Source organism: Sphingomonas sp. GV3 (genome assembly GCF_031082075.1).
In the GTDB taxonomy this organism is placed as follows: domain Bacteria; phylum Pseudomonadota; class Alphaproteobacteria; order Sphingomonadales; family Sphingomonadaceae; genus Sphingomonas; species Sphingomonas beigongshangi.
In genome coordinates, this window is sequence record NZ_JARWLE010000001.1 from 96,117 (window position 1) to 117,136 (window position 21,020).

Annotated in this window: 13 protein-coding genes; 6 read left to right on the plus strand and 7 right to left on the minus strand. The window is 69.0% G+C overall.

Translation table 11 applies throughout. The annotated features are described in order from the left end of the window. Positions 1–45 precede the first annotated feature (45 nt). The 4 genes from RF701_RS00535 to RF701_RS00550 form a co-directional block, all read right to left on the minus strand. Positions 46–549, minus strand: coding sequence for a cupin domain-containing protein (locus tag RF701_RS00535; protein ID WP_308813716.1), 504 nt, complete (start codon positions 547–549; stop codon positions 46–48). Further along, positions 546–1,655, minus strand: a complete 1,110-nt coding sequence (locus RF701_RS00540; protein ID WP_210356608.1) for a Gfo/Idh/MocA family protein — start codon at positions 1,653–1,655, stop codon at positions 546–548. Before RF701_RS00540 ends, RF701_RS00535 begins: the two co-directional genes overlap by 4 nt. Positions 1,656–1,825: 170 nt before the next feature. Further along, the gene (locus RF701_RS00545) at positions 1,826–4,903 is read right to left on the minus strand and encodes a TonB-dependent receptor plug domain-containing protein (RefSeq protein WP_374758569.1); all 3,078 of its coding nucleotides are present in this window, start codon (positions 4,901–4,903) and stop codon (positions 1,826–1,828) included. 134 nt (positions 4,904–5,037) lie between these two features. Then, complete coding sequence (locus RF701_RS00550; RefSeq protein ID WP_308813718.1) at positions 5,038–8,064, minus strand: glycosyl hydrolase family 28-related protein; 3,027 nt, start codon at positions 8,062–8,064, stop codon at positions 5,038–5,040. 136 nt (positions 8,065–8,200) lie between these two features. Here RF701_RS00550 and RF701_RS00555 point away from each other — a divergent pair, with 136 nt between their 5' ends. After that, the gene (locus RF701_RS00555) at positions 8,201–8,872 is read left to right on the plus strand and encodes a gluconokinase (protein ID WP_308813719.1); all 672 of its coding nucleotides are present in this window, start codon (positions 8,201–8,203) and stop codon (positions 8,870–8,872) included. Between the two features lie 25 nt (positions 8,873–8,897). On the opposite strand, the gene RF701_RS00560 is transcribed toward RF701_RS00555, so the two are convergent. Both RF701_RS00560 and RF701_RS00565 read right to left on the minus strand, forming a co-directional pair. Then, positions 8,898–9,575, minus strand: a complete 678-nt coding sequence (locus RF701_RS00560) for a FadR/GntR family transcriptional regulator (RefSeq protein ID WP_203310536.1) — start codon at positions 9,573–9,575, stop codon at positions 8,898–8,900. A gap of 19 nt (positions 9,576–9,594) precedes the next feature. Further along, entirely contained in the window at positions 9,595–10,941 is a 1,347-nt protein-coding gene (locus RF701_RS00565; protein WP_308813720.1) for a gluconate:H+ symporter, read from the minus strand. Between the two features lie 294 nt (positions 10,942–11,235). On the opposite strand from RF701_RS00565, the gene RF701_RS00570 reads away from it, so the two are divergent. The 5 genes from RF701_RS00570 to RF701_RS00590 all read left to right on the plus strand — a co-directional run bounded on the left by RF701_RS00570 (position 11,236) and on the right by RF701_RS00590 (position 19,680). Beyond that, positions 11,236–11,508 (plus strand): helix-turn-helix transcriptional regulator, encoded by a 273-nt coding sequence (locus tag RF701_RS00570; RefSeq protein WP_246847943.1) that lies wholly within the window; start codon positions 11,236–11,238, stop codon positions 11,506–11,508. Positions 11,509–11,582: 74 nt separating this feature from the next. Beyond that, positions 11,583–14,588, plus strand: a complete 3,006-nt coding sequence (locus tag RF701_RS00575; RefSeq protein WP_308813721.1) for a glycosyl hydrolase family 28-related protein — start codon at positions 11,583–11,585, stop codon at positions 14,586–14,588. A gap of 327 nt (positions 14,589–14,915) precedes the next feature. Further along, positions 14,916–15,830: an ROK family protein gene (locus RF701_RS00580; RefSeq protein WP_308813722.1), complete on the plus strand. Its 915-nt coding sequence runs from the start codon at positions 14,916–14,918 to the stop codon at positions 15,828–15,830. A gap of 47 nt (positions 15,831–15,877) precedes the next feature. Next, a complete protein-coding gene (locus RF701_RS00585) occupies positions 15,878–17,800 on the plus strand; it encodes an EAL domain-containing protein (protein WP_210356602.1) in 1,923 nt (640 codons plus the stop codon). Beyond that, positions 17,797–19,680: a CHASE4 domain-containing protein gene (locus RF701_RS00590; RefSeq protein WP_210356601.1), complete on the plus strand. Its 1,884-nt coding sequence runs from the start codon at positions 17,797–17,799 to the stop codon at positions 19,678–19,680. Before RF701_RS00585 ends, RF701_RS00590 begins: the two co-directional genes overlap by 4 nt. Positions 19,681–19,785: 105 nt before the next feature. Here RF701_RS00590 and RF701_RS00595 read toward each other — a convergent pair whose 3' ends face one another. Further along, positions 19,786–20,925: an SET domain-containing protein-lysine N-methyltransferase gene (locus tag RF701_RS00595; RefSeq protein ID WP_308813723.1), complete on the minus strand. Its 1,140-nt coding sequence runs from the start codon at positions 20,923–20,925 to the stop codon at positions 19,786–19,788. Positions 20,926–21,020: the final 95 nt, after the last annotated feature.

The following is a 21,020-nucleotide window of genomic DNA, read 5'->3' on the forward strand; positions in this document are numbered from 1 at the left end:
CCAGCCGCCGGCTCGGGGCGAAGGTGCCGGTGGTCCCTTGGCACGTCATGGCGTCGGCGCGGCGGTTGCGGCGGAGGCAAGCTTGATTCCCAGGAGGACGAGCTTGCCGCCGCGCATGCCGAACCAGTGCGGGACGCCCGCCGGGATCATCACGACATCGCCCTTGCGCAGCGCGCGGGTGATGCCGTGCTCGATCGCGCTGCCCTCGGTCAGTCCCGGCCGCGTCACGCTGGGATCGGCGAGCTGCCCGCCTGACACCAGCGAACCCTCGCCCGCTACGACGATGGCATATTCCGTCTCCGTGGGGTGGATGGCCGGGCGACCCGGTTTCCGCCAATATTCCAGTGCCGCGACCGATCCGCCGGCCTGTATCAGCGGTCGCCACAGAAAGCCTTGGCCGGGCTTCATGTCGCGCTCCATTCCGACGATCGCCGCCTCGATCTCGGCGCTGCTCGCGACGCTCGTCGGATCGGCGCTTTGCGCGCGCGCGGGGAGCCCAACGATCAGGCCGGCGAGGGCCGACCCGCACAGGGCTATCCCGCGGATCATGCGCGACCGCCCGGTGTCAGGCGGATCGTGCGGCCTTCGCGCGCGGAGCGATAGATGGCCTCGATGATCCGCATGTCGCGCAAGCCCTCCTCGCCCGAGACGATCGGCTCGCGCCCCGTCGCGATACAGTCCGCCAGATGATCGAGCTGGCCTGCGAACTGCGTCGCGGCGGCGCCCGCCGGCACGACGATCGCCTGTTCCCGGCCGTCCGCGCCTGTCCACATCCTGTTGTCGGAATAGCGCGTCGCCGGCTCCAACTCGATCCGGCCCTTGTCGCCCATCAGCAGGATATGGTTCTGGTTGGCGCTGTACATCGACTGGCAGCTCGCGACCGCGCCCGACGGGAATTCGAGCGTCCAGTCTATGATGTCCTCCACCTCGGCGAAGCGCGGGTCGCGGCGATCGGTGGACTCGCGCGCGGTCACCGCGATCGGCTCCTCGCCGGTCATGTAGCGCGCCGCCTGCAGGCTGTAGATCCCCATGTCCATCAGCGACCCGCCGCCCGACAGCGCTTTCTTCAGTCGCCACTTGCTGGGGTCGCGCTGGACGAAGCCGTGCTCCGAACGGACGTAGCGGATCCGGCCCGCCACGCCGCTGCGCGCCAGTCGCATCGCCTCAAGGTTGGTGGGCTCGAAGTGTACGCGATAGCCGATCATCAGCTTGCGGCCTGCGCGCTTGCAGGCCGCGATCATCGCTTCGGCCTCCGCGACCGACGTCGCCATCGGTTTCTCGCACATGACATGCTTGCCGGCGCGCGCCGCGCGGATCGTATATTCGGCATGCATCGCGTTCGGCAGGCAGACATAGACGATATCGACGTCGGGATTGTCGCGGATGCGGTCGAAATCGGCATAGGAATAGATGGCGCGTTCGCCGAGGCCATGCTCGGCGGCGACGCGACGGGCCTTGGCGGGATCGCCGCTGACCACGGCGGCGAGGCGACTGTGCCGGCAGTTCCTGAACTCCGGGATGATCCGGTCGAGCCCGTAGCTGCCGAGTCCCACGATCGCATAGCCGAGCGGCCGCGAGCGCCCCTGCGCCACCGCCCGGGACGCGGCCGCCAGCGCGGTGGCCCCGATCAGGAAATCGCGTCGCAGCATGTCCATGGCGTGTCCTCAGAGTTGCGGCGGTGAGCCGATGCCGATGTGCTCATCGATAAGTAGCGCAGAATAAAGCCAAATATTGGTCCGTCGACGCGGATTTTGTGCTGTGGCGCGGCGGAGACAAAGGCGCCACCTGGGACGGTTCGTCCGGAGTGGCGCGAGGGGGGGAGGGATCAGAAGCGGGCCCGCACGCCGATGCGGTAGAAGCGGCCGAGCGTGTCGTAGAGCGCGGGATTGACGTCGAGGCCGGTATTGGTCTGCGGCGACGGCTCGGGATCGTGGTCGAACAGATTGTCGACCTTGAAGAACATGCTGACCGCCTTGGTCACGTTGAGCGAGCCGCCGATGTCGAAGTAGAAGGCACCCTTCATGAACGCCCGGTCGATCGTCGGGTTGTTCGCGGTCGAGACGGGGCAGTTGGTCGAGCAAACGACATACTGGTTGCCGATCACGCCGTCACTGAACCAGCGCTGTTGCAGCGTCAGGCTGAAGGCGTCGTTGTCGTAGCTTTCGATCGCGAGCCACTTCCATTTGGGCGTCGCGCCGGAATTGGCGCCGGCACTGTCGACCGGCACCGTGCCGGGCAGGCCGGGGTCGGTGATGAAGTTGATGACATGGGTGCCAAGACCGCGCGCGGTGAAGGTGCCGCCCAGACCCAGCGGGTTGCGCCACTGGTAGCTCGCCTCGATGTCGAAGCCCTCGGTCTTGATCGCGGCGAGATTGAACGACTGGACGTTGACGAACGGCGTCTGGTTCGTGCCTGCCGGTATGTCGAGGTTGAAGGCGCCGCACGTGTCGGGCAGGTTGGAGATGAAGCACAGGTTGACGATCTGCTGCGCCGACAGGCTGGAGACGACGTCGCTGACCTTGATCTTGTAATAGTCGAACGACAGGCTCAGCCCCGGCAGCCACGACGGTCGCGCGTAGACGATGCCCGCTTCGGTGCTCCGGGCGGTCTCCGGACGCAGGTTGGGATTGCCGATCGTGTTCTGGATGATGAGCAGCTGGCGACCGTTGGGATTGGCCGCCGTCTTGCGCGGATCGGTGAAATTCGGGACGGTCGTGGTCGTCGGCGCCGCGAACAGTTCGGACAGGTTCGGCGCGCGCACGTCGCGCGACGTGACGGCGCGCAGCCGCAGGCCGTCGATCGGTGTTTCCCAGCTGCCGCCGATCTTCCAGGCGTAGATGACGCCCGACGTCGAATATTTCGTCGCGCGGCCGGCGACGTTGACGTTGGCCTTGCCCAGCGTGCCCGAATCGAGGATCGGCAGGTTCAGTTCGAGGAAGCTTTCGAAGACGTTGTATTTGCCCGACCCGTTCTTGTAATTTCCTGCGTACCAATTGCTGCCGACGGTGGAGTTGAGGATCGGATCTGCCGGATAGGCCGCCGAATTGGGGCTGATCGCCGAAACGCCCGCGCCATACGGGTCGGCGTTCACGCGATAGGCTTCACGCCGGTATTCGACGCCCATGGCCACCGCGAGCGGGCCTGCCCACAGGTCGATGGGCGTCCCCGAGATGCTGGCCGCCGCGGCATCCTGCGTCTGGCGCGTATGTTGGAACGGCCCGTTCTTCGGAACGATATAGGCGAGCGCCGCCGCGCTCGGCGTCGCTCCGCCGAAGATGTTGATCGGCTGGCAACCGTTGGCGCGCGCCGTCGCATCGGCGCAGACGATCTGGCCGTTGAGGGTCGTCGCGTTGATCGCCTGGTTGTAGCGGCCGTTCAGGCTGATGTTGTCGACGTTGATGTCGGTGACGTTGATGCCGTGCTCGTAATAAACGTCGTAGGTCCAGTCGGACCCGAACATGTCGGCCTTGCCCTTCAGGCCGCCGACGAAGCGATATTGGCGGCGATCGGTATTGACCTTGATGTTGGGCAGGATCGCGTTGCTGAGGCCGTAGCCGAAGCTGGTTATGCCGTTGGCGGCGCACTGCTGCTGGATCGACGCGGGCAGGTAGGGATTGGAACACTGGATGGTCAGGCCGGTCTTGGCGGCACCGGGGTTCGGCTGGTTGCTGGTCTTCACCTGCGCGATGTTGGCGGTGACGTAGAGCTCGGTATCCGGCGCGATGTCGTAGCCGACGCGGGTGAAGCCATTGATCCGCTCCAGCGCCGATTGCAGGGACGTGCCCGAGCCGACATGGCCCGATTGATCGCCGCCGACGCAGAAGCCGACATAGCAGCCGATGACGTTCCCGCCCGCGGTCTTCGACGGCACGCCGTTCGAGCCGTATTGGAACGGGAAGGGGTTTCCGTTGACGTCGAAGGCCGTCCCCTGGAGCGGGCCACTGCTGATGAGGCCGTACCGCGTATATTGATACGCCTGGCCGTGATCGCGGTACAGGAACTGTGGCGTGCCGCCGTTGCGGTTGCCGGTGTCGATCAGCGTCGTGGCGCGATACCAGTCGCGGCTGCCGGCAAGGTCTTCGCCGAAGAAGCCGGGGCCGACCCCCTGGTCCTTGGCGTATTCGCCGCTGAGGATGAGGTGGAGCTTGTCGCCCGCGAATGCCTTGCCGACTGCGAGCTGGGCCAGCACCTGCCCGTCGTCGCCATAGGTCGTGACGCCGGTCTGCAGATTGCCCTTGAACCCGGTGAAGCGGGTGTCGGTGATGAAGTTGATGACGCCGCCGACCGCATCCGAGCCGTAGGAGGCGGAGGCGCCGCCCGTCACGACGTCGACGCGCTTGATCAGCAACTGCGGGAACTGGCTGATGTCGGGCACGCCGGTGACGTTGGCGCCGACGACGCGTTGCCCGTCGAGCAGCGTCAGCGTCCGGATCGTGCCCAGCCCGCGCAGTGAGAAGGAGCTGAGACCTTGCTGGCCGCTCGACGTGCTGAACGTGCCGGTCGTCGCGCCGGTCGACCCCTGCAGCGACGGCAGCTGCGCGATCGTGTTGAAGATGTTGGGCTGCGCGTTCTTGAGGATCTGGTCCTCGCCGATCACGGTGGTCGGTGTCGGCGCGTTGTAGCCGTTCGCGGTGATGCGCGTGCCGGTGATGACGATGTCGCTGCCGCCGCCGCCTTCGGCCTGCGGCGCGTCGGCCGTGCCGTCGGTGGTGGAGGGCTTGACCGACTGGTCGGGCGCCGCGGGATCGGCCGATCGGGTCGGATCGGCAACGGTCTGCGGTGTGGGCGAGGGCGCCGCGAACGCCGGGGCGGCAAGCAAGGCGCTCGCCAGGACGACAAGACTGGTAGCGGTATCAACCCTGCGCTTGACGAGAGTGCGCGGCGCCGTCGTGCGGTTCATCATCCATCCCCTAATCGCCCACGGCCGTCCGCCGGTGTCATCCCGGCTGGTCCCCGTGTCGCCGCCCGGTTTAGTCGATCGGAGGGCGGGCGGCATCTACGACCAAAGTCTGTGCGACCATCGGCTTATGCTGTGGATCAAGGTCTTGCGGCGTAGAGCGCGTGATGCGTGAGGATGAAGAGCGTCGTCCCGTCCACCCCGCCGAAGACGAGTTGCAGCGGCCGATCGGGCACGTCGATCCGCCCGAGCGCGCGTCCGTCGGCGCCATAGACGTAGATCTGCCCGTTCGCGACGTAGACGCGCCCGTCCGGGCCGGCGACGACGCTCTCGCCGCCGCGCGCGGCGAAGGGTTTCATGTCTGTGATCGTACCGCCCGGACCGACGAGGCCGGTATAGGTGCGATCCTCCGATCCGTTGGGCAAGTACAGCCGATCGCCGACCCTCGCGGTCACAAGGCCATAGGTGTCGAGCGTGTCCGAAAAGCGCCAGCCGCGATGATCCGCCGGTCCCTGCTGCCATACGCGATAGGCGGGCAGCGACAGGCTGCCGTCGGGCGCGACATAGCCTTGGGGCTTCGGGACCGCCACGTCGCGGGCGAACATCTCGGCCAGAGTCGTGAACTGGTCGGTCGCGGGGTCATATTGGTCGCGGAACTCGCCGTTGATCCATAGGCTGCCGGGCAGCGCGAGCCGCCCCGTGCGGCCGGCGGCCCGGGCGGTCAGCACGCGGATATCCGCCGGCGCCTTGGGATCGAGACTGTACACCGTTGCGGCGGGGCCGGCGGAGGAGAGCACCATCAGCTTGCCCGATGCATCCACCGCCAGGTTCACGGGGTCGAGCGGTGCATCGGTGACGATCAATAGTCCCTCGGCCTTCGTCCAGCCGTGGATGCGCTGCATCGGACGATCGACGAAGTAGAGCTTGCCCGCCGCGTCCACCGCCCCGCCGCCCAGCGCGTGAAAGCCGCCCGCAAGCCTTTCGACGGCCGCCAGGCTGCGGACCGACGCGGCCGCGGCATCGTTGACGTCGAGCGAGGCGAACTCGCGCTCGCGCACGTCCACCCCGCGCGTGACGTCGCGGATCGCATTCTCGAACGGATATTTGCTGGCCCGCAGATAGGTGCCGCAGCCCGCCGCGTCGCAGGTCGCAAAGCCGCTCTCGGCATTCACATGGAGGTTGCGGAAGTGGAGTCCGCTCGCATTGTAGAGCGTGACGGCCGCGGGCGCGGGATCGAGCGAACGGGTGACGCGATAGGCGTGGAGATTGGCGAACAGGACGTCGCGCGTATTGCGCACCTCGATGGCGACGGCGGCGCGACTTTCGCCGGCCTCCTCCTCCGTCTGCGGGGCGAGGAATTCCCAGTTGCGGACGCCGTCCAGCACGATCTCGGTCCGGCGGTGATGTTCGGCGGACAGCTGGTAGACATGGCCCGGCGTGTGCGTGTCGGACACGTACAGGCCCGCCGAGGCATAGGTATTGGGTGACCAGAGGCCGTTGAAGGTGCCGCCGCCGCCGTCCGTCACCCACAGGCTGGGATATTGCCCGTCCCAGCGCTGCTGCGGGTCGGGATCCCCGCTGTGGTCGGCATTGTAGGGTTCGGTGCGGCTGCCGTCGGTGGCGAACGTGCCGTGGCCGCCCTGGAACTTGACGTCGTCGACCAGCGACGTCTCGCCAGCCTTCCACAACAGGGCCGTGGCCCGCGGGTTGCGGCCGCCCGTCGCGAGGCCCAGCCCCGAGACGATCGCGCCGCCGCCCTTCGCGCTTTCGATCAGCGCGCGGGCGGGCCCGACGCCGCGAAAGGCGGGGCTGTCGTCGGCGAGCACGATCTGCGTGAGGCTGGGGTGCAGGCCGATCAGCACGCTGTCGGGCCGCAGCGTCACCGTGTCGGTGACGCGATAGAAGCCGGCGGGGAAGTAGAGCACGCGTCGGCTGGCGATCGCCCGGCGGAGCGCCGCGGTATCGTCGGTCGTACCGTCGCCGCGCACGCCGAGCGTGCGCACGTTGACCCATTGCGCGACGGGCGGCAGCGCGCGGATCGCGGGGGCTGGCGCCTTGGGCAATGCGGCAAGCGGGGCGGCATCGATACGCGTTTCGTACGTGCCGGCCGCGGCGGGTGAGGCGAGCGTCAGGCCGTAGCTGAAATCCCGCACGCGGTAGCGCTGGCCTGGCCCCGCGACGTCGCGGCCGCTGTCGCGGAAGTGCGCGAAGACGGGAGTGGCGCTGGCGACGACGTCGCTGAAGCCGATCTGGGTATAGGCATTGCCCTCGTTGCTGATGACGACGCCCGCCCTGGCGACGTTCTCGAACCGCACGCGGCTGCCCCACAGCCAGTCGCCATAGCCGCGGTCGATCTCGACGCCGACGGGCACGTTACGGAAGACGGTGTTGACCAGGGTCAGACCCGCCTCATGTTCGCGGATCGCGGCGTCGCGCTGCCCGTCGAACACCGAATCGATCAGCGTAAACTGCCAGGCAGGCGACGTCTTCTCGGCGAGGATGCCGTAGCGCCCCCCGAAGAAGCGAAGATCCTGTCCCAGATTGCCGACCTGGTAGATGCCGGCGAGCGCCGACCCCAGGCGGAAGTCGATGTGGCTGAGATAGCTGTGCTGCGCGGTGTGGAAGCGGACGGCGGTCGCGGCCGGATTGCCCTCGCCGATCTCGAAGTCGACGTTCGCCATGGCTGAATAGAAGGTGCCGGAATTGGCATCGGCGATGTCCGCGTTGAACGGCACGCTGGTCGGCGGCGGGACGGGGACGGGCGGGAGGGGCGGTTCGCCCGGCCTCACCGGCAGCGTACCGGTGAAGAAGACCATGGTGGCGACACCGGTTTGGAAGCCGGGCGTCCGGGGATCCAGGACGAAGACGGGCCTCGTCCTGCCGACGCCGAACAGCCGCACGCCGGGCCGGATGTAGAGCGTTTGCGTCAGGCGGTACCGCCCCGAGGGCAGGAAGACGAGGCCGCCGCCGCCCTGGCCTGCGACCGCGTCGATCGCACGCTGGATCGCCGGCCCCGCGTCTGCCACGCCGTCGCGTGGCGCGGCGACCGTCACCGCGCGCGGATCCGCGGGCGCGACGCTCAGCCACGAGGGCGCATCCGCGAGCGCGGGCGCGGCGGCACCGGCGAGCAGCAGCGCGGCGGCTAGGCGAACGGGCGTGGCGGTCATGTCATCGATTTCCTTGATGATGGGCGCGCGGCGGATCGTGGGGCGACCGGGATAGGTGCGGGGACGAGCCCGATCGACTGCGACAAAGGTCGTAATGGCCTTTCGCGCGTTGACGCCGGATATGCGACGAGCCGGCGTGCGCCGGCGGAAGGGATCGAGGCCGCAGGTGCAGCCAAAGGCGCAGGCAGGGACGACGCAGGTAGGGCGGGCGCAGGCAGGGTCGGCGCAGGAGGGGGCGGCGCAGGCCGGGGCCGTTCCCGCAGCGTGCGCACTTGAGCGGCCCTTGGGTCTGGTGGTGATGGGGGTGAGCGGCAGCGGCAAGACGACGCTGACGCAGGCGCTCGCCGCCGCATGCCTCTGCCCGGTCCTCGAGGGCGATGCGTTCCATTCGCCCGCCAATGTCGCCAAGATGCAGGCCGGGCATCCGCTGACCGATGCGGATCGCTGGCCGTGGCTTGACCGGCTCGGCGCGGCGCTGGGCGCGGCGGCTGAGCGCGACGGCATGGCGGTCGCGGCCTGTTCCGCGCTGAAGCGCAGCTATCGCGAGCGGCTGGCCGCGGCGAGCGCGGCGCCGCTGTGTTTCGTCCTGCTCGAAACGGACGCGGGGGAACTTGCCCGCCGGATGACGACGCGCTCGGGCCATTACATGCCGACGAGCCTGCTCGGCAGCCAGCTGGCGACTCTGGAGCCACCCGGGGCGGACGAATGCGCGGTGACGCTGGATGCCGCCCAGCCGATCGACGCGCTGGTCGCGCAGGTCGACGCATGGCTGTGCGGTCGACGGACGCGGCCTGACGCGTCGCGCTGAACCGGGCGCGCTGAACCGGGCGCGCTCACGGCATCAGCCGCTTGCGCCCCTGGGACAGATGCCAGCGCATCGCCAGCGCCGCGCCATCGGCGTCGCGCGCGCGGATCGCATCGACGATCGCATCATGTTCGTCCATCATCGCGCCGATCACATGCGGCGGGCGCGAGCGCGAGATGTCGACGCCGGCGCGCAGGATCTGCACGACCTCGTTCTGCAACAGGTCGAAGACGGGGAGGAAAGCGGAATTGCCCGTCGCCTCGACGATCGCGCGGTGGAGCAGCCAGTCCTCCTCGTGCGCCGGCGCGTTCGACAGCAGGGCCGCGCGCAGCGCTGCCAGCGCCGCCTCGATCGCGTCGAGCTGGTCCTGCGAGCGCCGCAGCGCGGCGAGGCGCGCCGATTCCGCCTCGAGCACGAAGCGGACCTCATATGTGCCCAGCGTCTTGGCGAGCGCATCCATCGCGACGTGCGTGCCCAGCCGTTCCGACGGGCGACGCTTGACGAACGAGCCGGCACCGCGTCGCGCCTCGGTGATGCCGTCCGAAGCGAGCCGCGCCAGTGCCTCGCGCACGATCGTCCGCGACATGCCGAACAGCTCGGCGAGGCGTGCCTCGGACGGCAGGCGGTCGCCGGTCGTCAGGCCGTCATCGGCGATGATCCGCACGATCGCGTTATAGGCACGATCGGCCAGGCGCCCCTCGTTCATCGACCCCCTCCGCGTCGCGTCAGACGACATAGCTGAGCGCCACCACCAGCGCGAGCCCGACCACCGAGATCACGGTCTCGAGCAGCGACCACGTCCTGAACGTGTCGGCCGTACTTGTGCCGACATAGCTTTTGACCAGCCAGAAGCCGGGATCGTTGACGTGGCTGAAGAACACCGAGCCCGCGCCGACCGCCAGCACGACAAGTTCGGGAGCGACGCCGGATCCCGCGACGACGCCGGGCATGATGCCGACGGCGGTGATCGTCGCCACGGTCGCCGATCCGGCGGCGAGGCGGATGCCGACTGCGACCAGCCAGCCGAGCAGCAGGGGTGAGATCGCATACATCAGCACGAGCCGCGCGAGGAGGTCGGACAGGCCGGCGCTGACGAGCACCTGCTTCAGCGCGCCGCCGGCGCCGATCGCGAGCAGGATCGCGCCCGCCGCCGCCATCACCTCGTGCCACACGGCGTCCTGGATCGCGGCCTCGCGCAGGCGCCGGCCAAAGAGCAGCGGCAGCGCGAGCAGATTGGCGACGAGCAACGCGACGACGGGATTGCTGGCCGCGACCAGCCATGGCGCGCCCTTCATGCCCGCGATCATCTGGCCGAGTTCGCCGGTGGCGATCAGCGCGACGGGCAGCAGCACGATGAACAGCGCGGCGGCGCGACCGGGCGTGGCGATCCCCAGCCGATGATCGTGCAACACCGGCGCGTCGAGCCGAATCCCCGGCGTCACGAATCGTGCCAGCACCGGCCCCGCGAGGATCGCAGTCGGGATGCCGATCAGAATCCCGTAGAGCATAGTCTTGCCCAGGTTCGCGCCCAGCGCCTCGACCGCGAGCAGCGGGCCGGGGTGGGGCGGCACCAGCGCGTGGACGACGCCCAGCCCCGCGAGGGCGGGCATGATGAGGCGGAGCTTCGCCGCGTCGCGTTCGGCGGGATCGCCCCCCGCCATGGCCTCGGCCGCCGCCACGACGATCGGCAGCAGCAGGACGAGGCCGGTCTCGAAGAACAGCGGCAGACCGATGACGATCGCGATGCCCAGCGTCGCCCAAGGCGCCGCGCGTGTGCCGGTCAGCTGCAGCGCGCCGCGGGCGAGTGTCGCCGCACCGCCCGACAGGTGCAGCATCGCCCCGAGCGACAGGCCGAGCGCGACGACGAGGCCGGTCCCGCCGACGATGTCGCCGACGCCTTTCTGCACGGCCTTCGCAATGTCGGGCAGCGGCAGGCCGGCGAGCAGACCGACCGTGAACGCGCCGCACAGCAGGCCGATGAAGGGGTGAAGGCGTCCCCGCACGATCATCAGCACCGCGAGCAGGATGCCGGCGAGCGCCGCGGCGACAAGTCTGATGTCGGCGCCGGTCACCGCGGTGCCGCCATGATCGCGCCGGTCCCGGCCTCCCGCTGTCCGCAGCCCATCGCATCCTCTCCTGCCTTGTGCCCGTTGCGCGGCGGCTATGTCTTCATCTGCCTGGCACACTGATACTTGTTGGACAGATTTTGGTGTCGAGCAATAAAAAAGCGCTTGATCCGACGAATGTAACGCGATCATACACTGAACCTGTCCGACCAAAGCCCAAAGAATGGACTCGGCTGGACCAAGCGCGATCGTCCTCGACGGACGACCTTCGGCTGCCAAGCCGATCAAAGGAGGAAGAGGATGGAAGGGACGTTCCCTGTCGCCCGTCAGACCAATGCGGAGCCCGCCGTGACGGCTGATGGAGCGCATGGCCTCGATCGCCTGACGCCGACGCAGATGAAGGTGCTGCGCGGTGTCCACTCGGGCCTGCTCAACAAGCAGATCGCCTATGACCTCGGCATCGCGGAAGCGACGGTGAAGGCGCATATGACGGCGCTGATGCGCAAGCTCAACGTGCGCAACCGCACGCAGGTGGCGATCGCGGCGCAGGCGTTGCACCTCCACGCTCACTGATCGCGGGGCATCCCGCCGCACGACCGCGCCGGCCCGGCGGCATCGACGGGGCCGACCATCCTGGGAGACGCCCGATGAAGGCATTTTGGCTGCTCGGCGCGGCGGCATCGCTGCTGCCCGCATCGGCATGGGGCGAGACGACCTCGGTCTATCTCAGCGCGCCGGCGGACCCGCGCGCGATCACCGTGCGCGGCGCGGGCGACGGGCGCGCGGACGACAGCGCCGCGATCCAGCAGGCGATCGACGCCGCGGCGGCGGGCGGGCAGGGCGGCATCGTCTTCCTGCCCTCCGGCCGCTACCGGATCAGCCGCACGATCTTTGTCCGCCCGGCGGTCCGCGTCTTCGGCGTCGGGCCGACCCGGCCGGAGATCGTCCTCGGCGACGCCACGCCCGGTTACGGATCGGGCATCGGCGCGATGGTCGCCTTCACCGGCGAGGATCAATATCGGTCGGGAAAGGTGCCGGTGCCGCCGCCGACCAGCGTGCCGTTCGATCCCACCATCTTCGACGCCACGTCGAGCACCTTCTATTCCGCGATCGCCAACGTCGATTTCCGCATCGGCGCGGGCAATGCGGGCGCGGTCGCGGTGCGCTTCCGCGTCGCGCAGCACGGCTATATCCGCCATGCCGATTTCCACATCGGGTCGGGCTTCGCCGGCGTCTATCAGGCGGGCAACGAATTCGAGGATCTGCGCTTCTTCGGCGGCCGCTACGGCATCGTGTCGGAAAAGACCTCTCCGGCGTGGCAATTCACGCTGATCGACAGCGCGTTCCAGGGCCAGCGCGATGCGGCGATCCGGGAGCATGAGGTCGATCTGACGCTCGTCAACGTCGTGATCCGCGACACGCCGGTGGGCATCGACATCGACCGCGGCAACGCCGATTCGCTGTGGGGCAAGGACGTCCGCTTCGAAAATGTCGCGCGGGCGGGCGTGCTCATTGCCGAGGACAAGAGCGTGTTTACGCAGATCGGCTTCGACAATGCGGTGGGAATCGCGACACCCGTCTTTGCACGCTTCCGCGACAGCGGACGGACGATCGCCGGCAAGGGCGCGCGCTACCGCGTCGCGGACTTCTCCCACGGTTTGAAGCTGCCCGCGTCGGGCGGCATCGGCGACTTCGCGACCGACGTGACGATGACGCCGCTCCCCCGCCTGCCTGCCCGCCGCCGTCCGGCGATCGCGGCGCTGCCGCCGGTCGGGGATTGGGCGAACGTTCGCGACCTCGGCGTGAAGGGTGATGATACCACCGACGACACCGTCGCGCTGCAACGCGCGATCGACGCGCATCGGGTGCTCTACCTGCCGATGGGCCGCTACCGCGTCACCGATACGCTGCGCCTGCGTCCGGACAGCGTGCTGATCGCGCTCCACCCCAGCCTGACCCACGTCTATCTGCCCGACGAGACGCCGGCCTTTGGCGGCGTCGGCGGCCCCAAGGCGCTGGTCGAGAGCGCGAAGGGCGGCGCGGCGATCGTCCACGGCCTCGGCCTGTGGACCGGTGCGATCAACCCGCGCGCGACCGCGCTGCTGTGGCGCGCGGGCGAGCGGTCCGAGGTCAACGACGTCAAGATCCAGGGCGGTGGCGGCACGCTGCTGACCAAGGGCAGTCCGATCAACCAGAACGACCCGCGCGCGCGCCCCGACGGGCAGCAGCCCAGCATCTGGGTGACGGACGGCGGCGGCGGCACCTTCGCCGCGATCTGGTCGCCCAACACACTGGCCTCCGCGGGCTTCTACGTCTCGAACACCACGACGCCCGGCCATGTCTATCAATTGTCCGCCGAGCACCACTATCGGCACGAGATCGTCCTCGAGCATGTCGCGAATTGGGAATTTCTGGCGCCGCAGACCGAGCAGGAGGTGCGCGACGGCGTCAACGCGGTGTCGACGGAGATGCGCGACAGCCGCAACATCCTGTTCGCCAACTACCACGGCTATCGCGTGACGCGCACCGCCAAGCCCATGGACGCGGCGGTCAGGCTGTACAACGCGGGCGACATCCGGTTCCGCAACGTCCACGTCAATGCGGAGAGCGGCTTTGCGAGCTGCGACGCCAAGGGCTGCGGCACCTTTCTGCGCGCAAGCAAATATCCGTTCGAGAACGCGATCAAGGACATGACCCGCCAAAGCGAGGTTCGCGAGCGCGAATTCGCTCGCTTCGACGTGCCTGCGGCCCCCGTCGCCGCATCGTCGGTATCGCAGGTGCCGGTGACGCCGGGCCTACGCAAGTTGGCGGACGGCTTCTACTCGATCGCCGGCGGCGCGGTCGATCGGCGTGGCAAGCTCTACTTCATCGACCGGTTCTTCCATCGCATCCATGGCTGGTCGGAGGACGAGGGCCTGTCGACGATCGCCGACGCACCGCTCGACCCGGTAAATCTCGCGGTCGATCGCTCGGGCAGGTTGCTCGTGCTGTCGTCCGCAGGGCGCGACGGCAGCGTCTACAGCATCGATCCCGAACTCCCCGCCGACGTGCGCGCGATCGCGCCGACGCCGGTGGCGACCCCGGCGCGCGACGATGCCGCGACGCTGTTGCCGGTCAATGTCTGGGCGAACGGCGAGTTCGCCGACCGGATCGATCCGAGGACCTACGACTTTCCGACGATGGCCGACTATTTCGCGGCCAAGATGGGCGAGGCGAAGCCGCAGCGCTATCTCTCGCCCGACGGGTCGCTGGCGCTGCCCGCGTTCCGCGTCTGGAACCAGGGCCCGGACGATGGGCGCGGCTGGCGCTGGTCCGATACGCTCGACGCGTATGGCTTCGTCGCGGCACGGCCAAGCGAGCGGGCGATCCTGACCAATGAATCGGAGAACCGCACCTACAGCGGGCTGGTCGGAGAGGGCGGGCGCGTCACCGACCTCCGCGTCGTCGCGGATCGTGGCGGCGAAAGCGCCGTGCGCGACGCTTCGGGCAATCTGTACGTCGCGAACGGGCAGGTGTTCGTCTACGCTCCCGACGGCACGCTCATCCGCCGGATCGACATACCCGAACGCCCGCTCCAGCTGCTGATCGGCGGCAGCGATCGGCGTACGTTGTACATTCTCGCACACCACGCTTTGTATGCCGTGCGGACCTGAAATGTCGTGACAGCGCGCACGGCGACCGTCGCCTTCTGCGCGCCGGCGGCACCCGCCCCAGCGGCAATCCGGGTAGATCGCACAGGTGCATTGCCGGCTGGCCTCGCGGCCCGTCGATCGGCCGACGACATGCCGGGCCGCCAGGGTGGCCAGGCATTCGATGGAGGCGACTCAGCTAGCTGTTGTGAGATCGGCCGCATAGGTGATAGCGGGCGCAGGAGTATGACGGGCTCCCTGGGCTCAGCGAACCGAACGGCGCTCTCGCATCGCCGCGGTGCTGCGCCGGGGTCGGTTTCGAAGCGATTGCGATTTGGGGGATGCAGGACCGTGGATAGCGCAGCGCCGCTGGTGGCGGGGATCGAATTGGGCGGCACCAAGATCGTCTGCCTGCTCGCGCGCGGTCCGGACGATATCGTCGACAGGGTGCAGCTGCCGACCTTGCACCCCGACGAAACGCTCGCGGCGGTCGAGCGGGTGCTCGACGGCTGGGGTGGGTTCGACGCGCTGGGCATCGCGAGCTTCGGACCGATCTCGATCGATCGCACCGCCGCCGATTACGGTCATATCACCTCGACGCCCAAGCCGCATTGGGCGGGCACCGATGTCGCCAGGCGGCTCGGTACCCGCTACGCCGTGCCGACCGGGTTCCATACCGACGTCGTCGGCGCCGCCTTGGCGGAAGCGCGCTGGGGGGCGGCGAAGGGGCTGGGCGAGATCGCCTATGCCACCGTCGGGACGGGTATCGGTGTCGGTCTTATCGCGGGCGGCCGGCCGGTGGACGGCCTGACCCATTCGGAATTCGGTCATATCCGCCCTGCGCGCCTGCCCGGCGACGATTGGGTCGGCGTCTGTCCGTTCCACGGCAGTTGCCTCGAGGGGCTTGCCGCCGGTCCCGCGATCGGCGCACGCGCCGGGGTCAAGGGCGAGGAGATCGGCGCGGACGATCCGGTCTGGGAGCCCGTCGCCCATGCGCTGGGCCAATTGTGCCACACGCTCGTCCTCACCGGCGTTCCGCGCCGCATCGTGATGGGCGGCGGCGTCATGGTCGGCAACGACCATCTTTTCCCTCGCGTCCGCGCGGCGATGGTCAAGAGTCTCGCGGGTTACATCGCGCTGCCCGAAATCGCCGAGGACGGCTTCGTCGTCGCGCCCGCGCTCGGCGGCAACGCCGGGCCCCTCGGCGCGATCATCCTCGGCCAGCAGGCGCTCGCCGAACAGCGGATGTCGTTTACGGCGCTTTAACCGCATCCGCTTACCCCCTCGTCATCCTGATCGAGGGGAATTTCCGGATGACCGCCCTTACCGTGCCCGCCGAGGCCAAGCGCCTTCTGATCGTCGATGACGAGCCGGCGATGCACGACAGCTACGCACGCAGCTTTGCCCCCGCCGCCGGGGCCGATGGGGCGCTGGACGCCATGGCGGCGGAGCTGTTCGGCGACGAGGCGACCAGCGCGGTCGACGACGACGCGCCGCAATTCGCGCTGACGCATTGCCACCAGGGTCTCGATGCGGTTGCCGCGGTCGAGGCCGCGCTGGCCGCGGGCACGCCCTATTCGGTCGCGTTCATCGACGTGCGCATGCCGCCGGGTATCGACGGCCGCGAGACCGCGCGCCGCATCCGCGCGCTCGATCCCGAGATCAACCTCGTCATCGTCACGGGCTATTCGGACTTTTCGCCGCTCGAGATCAGCAAGGCGGCAGGGCCGGCCGACAAGATCTTCTACATCGCCAAGCCGTTCGAGGTCGCGGAGGTGGTGCAGACCGCAACCGCGCTGGCGCGGCGTTGGGAGGTCGATCGCGAGCTCGCCGCGGCGCGCGCGCTGCTGGCGCAACAGGTGGTCCAACTCGAGGAACAGGGCGCGGAACTCGCCGCGAACGAGAGCAGGGCGCTGCACATGGCGACGCACGACTCGCTCACCGACGCGCCGAACCGCCTCGCGTTCCTGCGGGCGCTCGGGGAGCGTGCGAAGCGCCCCGGCCTGTTCGCCACCGCGATGTTCGACCTGGACCGGTTCAAGCTGGTGAACGACACGCTGGGTCATCTCGCCGGCGATGCTCTGATCCGAGAGATTTGCGCGATCCTGCACGCCACCGCGCCGGAGGGCGCGGTCGTCGCGCGCCTCGGCGGCGACGAGTTCGGCGTGCTGTTCGACACGCCCGGCGAGGACGCCGCGGTGATGGCCTGCGACCGCATCGTCGCGGCCTGCACCGGCACCCATCAGGTATTCGGCAACTCTGTCCAGAGCGGTGCCTCGGCGGGCGTCGTGGTGGTGGAGGGTGACGGCTGCGATCCGATCGATGCCCTGCGCCGCGCCGACCTTGCGCTCAACGACGCCAAGCGGCAGGGCCGCGGCGTCAGCCGGCTGTTCGACGAAAGCATGGACGAGGGCATACGCTTCCGCCGCCGCGTCGAGGCGGGCCTGGGACAGGCGATCGAGAAGGGCGAGCTCAGCCTCGTCTATCAGCCCATCGTCAGCCGGGACGCGCTGGAGGTGCTCGGTTTCGAAGCCCTGGTGCGCTGGAACACGGCCGAATACGGGCCGATCAGCCCGGCGACGTTCATCCCGATCGCCGAGGAATCGAACGTCATCCACGAACTGGGCGACTGGATCCTCGATCAGGCGCTGGAGATGCTGAAGGTGTTTCCGGGCCAGTATGTTTCCGTGAATTTCAGCCCGCGCCAGTTCCGCCGCCACAATTTCGTCGGGCACATCATGGAAAGCGTCGAGCGCGCCGGCGTCGTGCCCGGACGCGTGCAGATCGAGATCACGGAGACAGCGATCTTCGACGATGCGGAAAGGGCCGCGGAGACGCTGTACCGCCTGCGCCAGATGGGCTTTCGCATCGCGCTGGACGACTTCGGCACGGGCTATTCCTCGCTCTACAATATCCGCAAGTTCGCGCTCGACAGCCTGAAGATCGATCGCAGCTTCATCGACGGCATGGGCCGTGAGCGCGAAAGCGCGGCGATCGTCCATTCGATCATCCACCTCGGCCGCGCGCTGGGCCTGGAAGTGATCGCGGAGGGCGTCGAGACGGAGGCGCAGGTGCAGGCGCTCCGCATCGCCGGCGCAAGCCATCTGCAAGGCTATTTCTTCTCGCGTCCCGTGCCCGCCGAACAGGCCATGGCGCTGGCCGTGCAGCGCTTCCTCGGTGAAGAGGCGGCCGGCGCGCCGTCGCCCCTGCATATCGCGGGCGGAACGCACGGATGAGGCGCGCCGCCGTTCGGCGGCACCGGCCCGGCCTCGCCGGACGGCGGCGGGCGATCGGTCCCGCCTCGCTCGGTGCCAAGCTCGTCCTGATCCTGACAGTCGTCGGTCTGGCCGGGGCGCTCGGCATCACGCTGCTGCTCGCGAGCGTCATCACGCCCAATTTCAACGCGCTCGAGGCGAAGGCGATCGAGGGCCACGTCGACCGTACGCGCGCCGCGCTGGCGGATTACGCCAGCAAGGTCGAGAATGCCGTCCGCGACTATGGCGACTGGACGCAGAGCTACGACTATATGGCCCGCCCGACGTCGGCGTTCGAGCGCGACAGTTTCTCGCCGCTCGCGATGAGCAACCTCGGCGTGCAGGGCATGGCCTATGTCCGGCCCGACGGCAGCATCCAGATCGCGCGCTGGCTCGATCCGGTCAGGGGCACGGAGCGCGACGACCTGCGCCAGGCGTTGATCCGCGCAATCGCGCGCACCGATCTGCGCCGCGCGGTCGGGCGCAACAACTCGGGCCACTTCTATGCCCGGCTCGGGTCCGCGGTGGCGGCGGTCGGCGTCGCTCAGGTGCGGCGGTCGGACGGCACCGGCGCCCCGCGCGGCTACGTGCTGATGGCGCGGGAGATCACGTCGCGCCAGATGTCGAAGCTGCTGCAGCTCGACGCACGCATCGATCTCGCGACGGCGGGCGACGCTCCGATCGTTACCCCGGGCAGCGCGACGGCGCAGATCGCGCTGCCGATCCGCGGGGCGGATGGCCATGCCGTTGCGACCACCCGCTTCCGCATCGTGCGCGACGTGTCGCTGCTTGGACGGCGCATGCTGCTGCTGGCAGTCGCCGGATCGACGCTGCTGCTGCTGATCGTGCTGATGGTACTGCGGCGGGCGATCGCCCGGCTCGTGCTGGGGCCGCTGCAGCGCGTCGAACGGCATATGCAGCGCGTGCGTGCATCGGGCGCGATGGCGCTGCTCGACGACGACGGCCGCCGCGACGAATTCGGCTCGCTGGGGCGCAGCCTCAACGCGATGCTGTCGCAGCTCAAGGACCTGCGCGAGCAGATCGAGGCACAGAGCTTTGCGCTCGGCCGTTCCGAAAGCGCGGTCGCCGTGATGCACAACGTGCGTAATGCGCTCAATCCGATCAGTACCATTCTCAGCCAGGGCATCGCCCAGACGCCGCCCGTGGACCGGGCGATGGTCGAGCGCGCGCTGTCGGAACTGGCCACGGATGAGCTGCCCGCCGGCCGTCGCGCCAAGCTGTCCGCGTTCGTCGCCGCCGCGCTGGCGGCGGAGGGCGCGGCGCGCGAGACGATGCGACGCGAACTTCAGGTCGGCCGCGAGGCGATGGCGCACGTCCTGGAAATCATCGGCCAGCAACAGAAGCAGGCGCACGAGCGACCGACGCTCGAGCTGTGCGATCTGACGGAGATCATCGCGCGCAATGCGACGATCGCCCGTTATTCGCAGGATGCCTCGATCGCCTTCAGCTTCCCCGCCGACCCCCATTACGCCATGGCGAGCCGCGTGATCCTGAGCCAGGTGATCGGCAATCTGTTGGGCAATGCCGCGGAAGCGATCGCCGCCAGCGGTCGCGACAGCGGCACGATCATCGTCACCGTCACGGAAGGCGAGGGGGACGTCACCATCCGCATCCGCGACGATGGCGAGGGGTTCGACGCGGAGACGGGCGCCACCTTGTTCCAGCGGGGATTCTCGACGCGCGCGCACAAGTCTGGCGGCCTCGGTCTCCACTGGTGCGCGAATTCGATGACGGCCATGGACGGCGCGCTACGGCTGGAGAGCGAGGGCAAGGGACGCGGCGCCATCGCCGTTCTGACGCTGCGGCCGGCCGACCCCGCGATCATCGCCCGCGCCGCCTGACCGTCGCTCCGGCTGCGCCGGTGTACGACGCGGCCGGGATCCAGCCCGCGTCGGACCGTGGGCTCTGGCTCGCGATCGATCGTCGTGCCGCGCCCTGGCGATCGATCAGGCCGCGCGCTCCTGCACGACCGGCTCGGGCTGGTCGTCGAGATAGGGGGCGACCACGCCGAGCGCGCGATAGCGCCGCTGCGTGTCGGCCGGCAACTCGGCGAAGGGGCCGATGCGCCCCCGGCACGCCGCCGCCCCGCAGGCGCAGGTCATCGTCCCGTCGCCGTCGGCGAGCGTGGTGGAATAGTCCCAGGCGACTTCCTCGCCGGATTCGATCGTCGCTAGTGCGACCAGGAAGACGCCGTCGTCGGTGAAGCGAAGGCCGGCATTGGGCGCGCAGCTGTGGTTGATCAGATCGTCGATCCGGCCCGACGGTCCCATGTAGCGGTCGCGCGCGATCCGCAGGAACCGGTCCGCCGCGCCACTCAGACGCCCCGGCACGCGCGTGGCGGGCACCGTCGGGCCGGAGAAGCGCAGCAGCGTCTCGCCCTGCGCGAACCCGCGCGCGGCGAAGACCGCCTTGCCCAGATGCGTCTCGCGCACCGCGAAGGGGTTGGCGGGGACATAGGCGTCGAGGATACGCAGCCCCTCCTTGCGGACGCCGAAGGCGCGCAAGGGGCTGATCGTCGACAGGCCGACCATCAGCCAGACGCTGGCATGGCAGAGCAGCTCGACCAGGATATAGGCATATTCGCCGACGCCGAAGCCGTGGCTGCGGACCGCGACGAACAGCGTGGCGAGGTCGCCGAGCGTCCACAGCCCCCAGGCCGGCGACCGTTCGCGCGCGCGATCCTCCCAGACGCTCGCCCAGGTCGGCCAGAAGCCGAGCGGCACCGCACCCACGACGAGCATGTGCGCCCAGAAGGTCTCCTGCAGCGGCAGCCACAGGATGATCGCCGCCAGGCTCGCCGCCATGCACACCGTCTCGGTGGTCGACGGACGCGACCAGCGCGACCGGCGCCACATCGCGAGCGTCACGACGATGCACGACAGCGCGGACACCACGAAGACCAGCCCCTGCGGCCGGCCCGGATTGACCGCGAGGTAGGTCGCCGCCTCGATCCCGGTGGCGACGGCCCAGATCAGCCAGGACGCACGGCTGGGCTCGACCAGGTGCCGCCGCAGCCCGGCCAGATAGATGCCATAGCCCGACAGGCTCAGCACCATCGCCACGATGAACCACGGTTCGACCGACATTCCCCCGCCCGGATCTGGTTATGGAATCGTAAACGAGGTCGGCGACTCCGTCGAGGGGGCAGCTACGTGCCGCGCGACGTTTGCCGCCATCGCCC

Bases quoted from the DNA above. Each gene is read 5' to 3' on its own strand.
- RF701_RS00535 (WP_308813716.1), bottom strand. From the start codon at position 549: ATGATCCGCGGGATAGCCCTGTGCGGGTCGGCCCTCGCCGGCCTGATC.
- RF701_RS00540 (WP_210356608.1), bottom strand. From the start codon at position 1,655: ATGGACATGCTGCGACGCGATTTCCTGATCGGGGCCACCGCGCTGGCG.
- RF701_RS00545 (WP_374758569.1), bottom strand. From the start codon at position 4,903: ATGATGAACCGCACGACGGCGCCGCGCACTCTCGTCAAGCGCAGGGTT.
- RF701_RS00550 (WP_308813718.1), bottom strand. From the start codon at position 8,064: ATGACCGCCACGCCCGTTCGCCTAGCCGCCGCGCTGCTGCTCGCCGGT.
- RF701_RS00560 (WP_203310536.1), bottom strand. From the start codon at position 9,575: ATGAACGAGGGGCGCCTGGCCGATCGTGCCTATAACGCGATCGTGCGG.
- RF701_RS00570 (WP_246847943.1), top strand. From the start codon at position 11,236: ATGGAAGGGACGTTCCCTGTCGCCCGTCAGACCAATGCGGAGCCCGCC.
- RF701_RS00575 (WP_308813721.1), top strand. From the start codon at position 11,583: ATGAAGGCATTTTGGCTGCTCGGCGCGGCGGCATCGCTGCTGCCCGCA.
- RF701_RS00585 (WP_210356602.1), top strand. From the start codon at position 15,878: ATGACCGCCCTTACCGTGCCCGCCGAGGCCAAGCGCCTTCTGATCGTC.
- RF701_RS00590 (WP_210356601.1), top strand. From the start codon at position 17,797: ATGAGGCGCGCCGCCGTTCGGCGGCACCGGCCCGGCCTCGCCGGACGG.
- RF701_RS00595 (WP_308813723.1), bottom strand. From the start codon at position 20,925: ATGTCGGTCGAACCGTGGTTCATCGTGGCGATGGTGCTGAGCCTGTCG.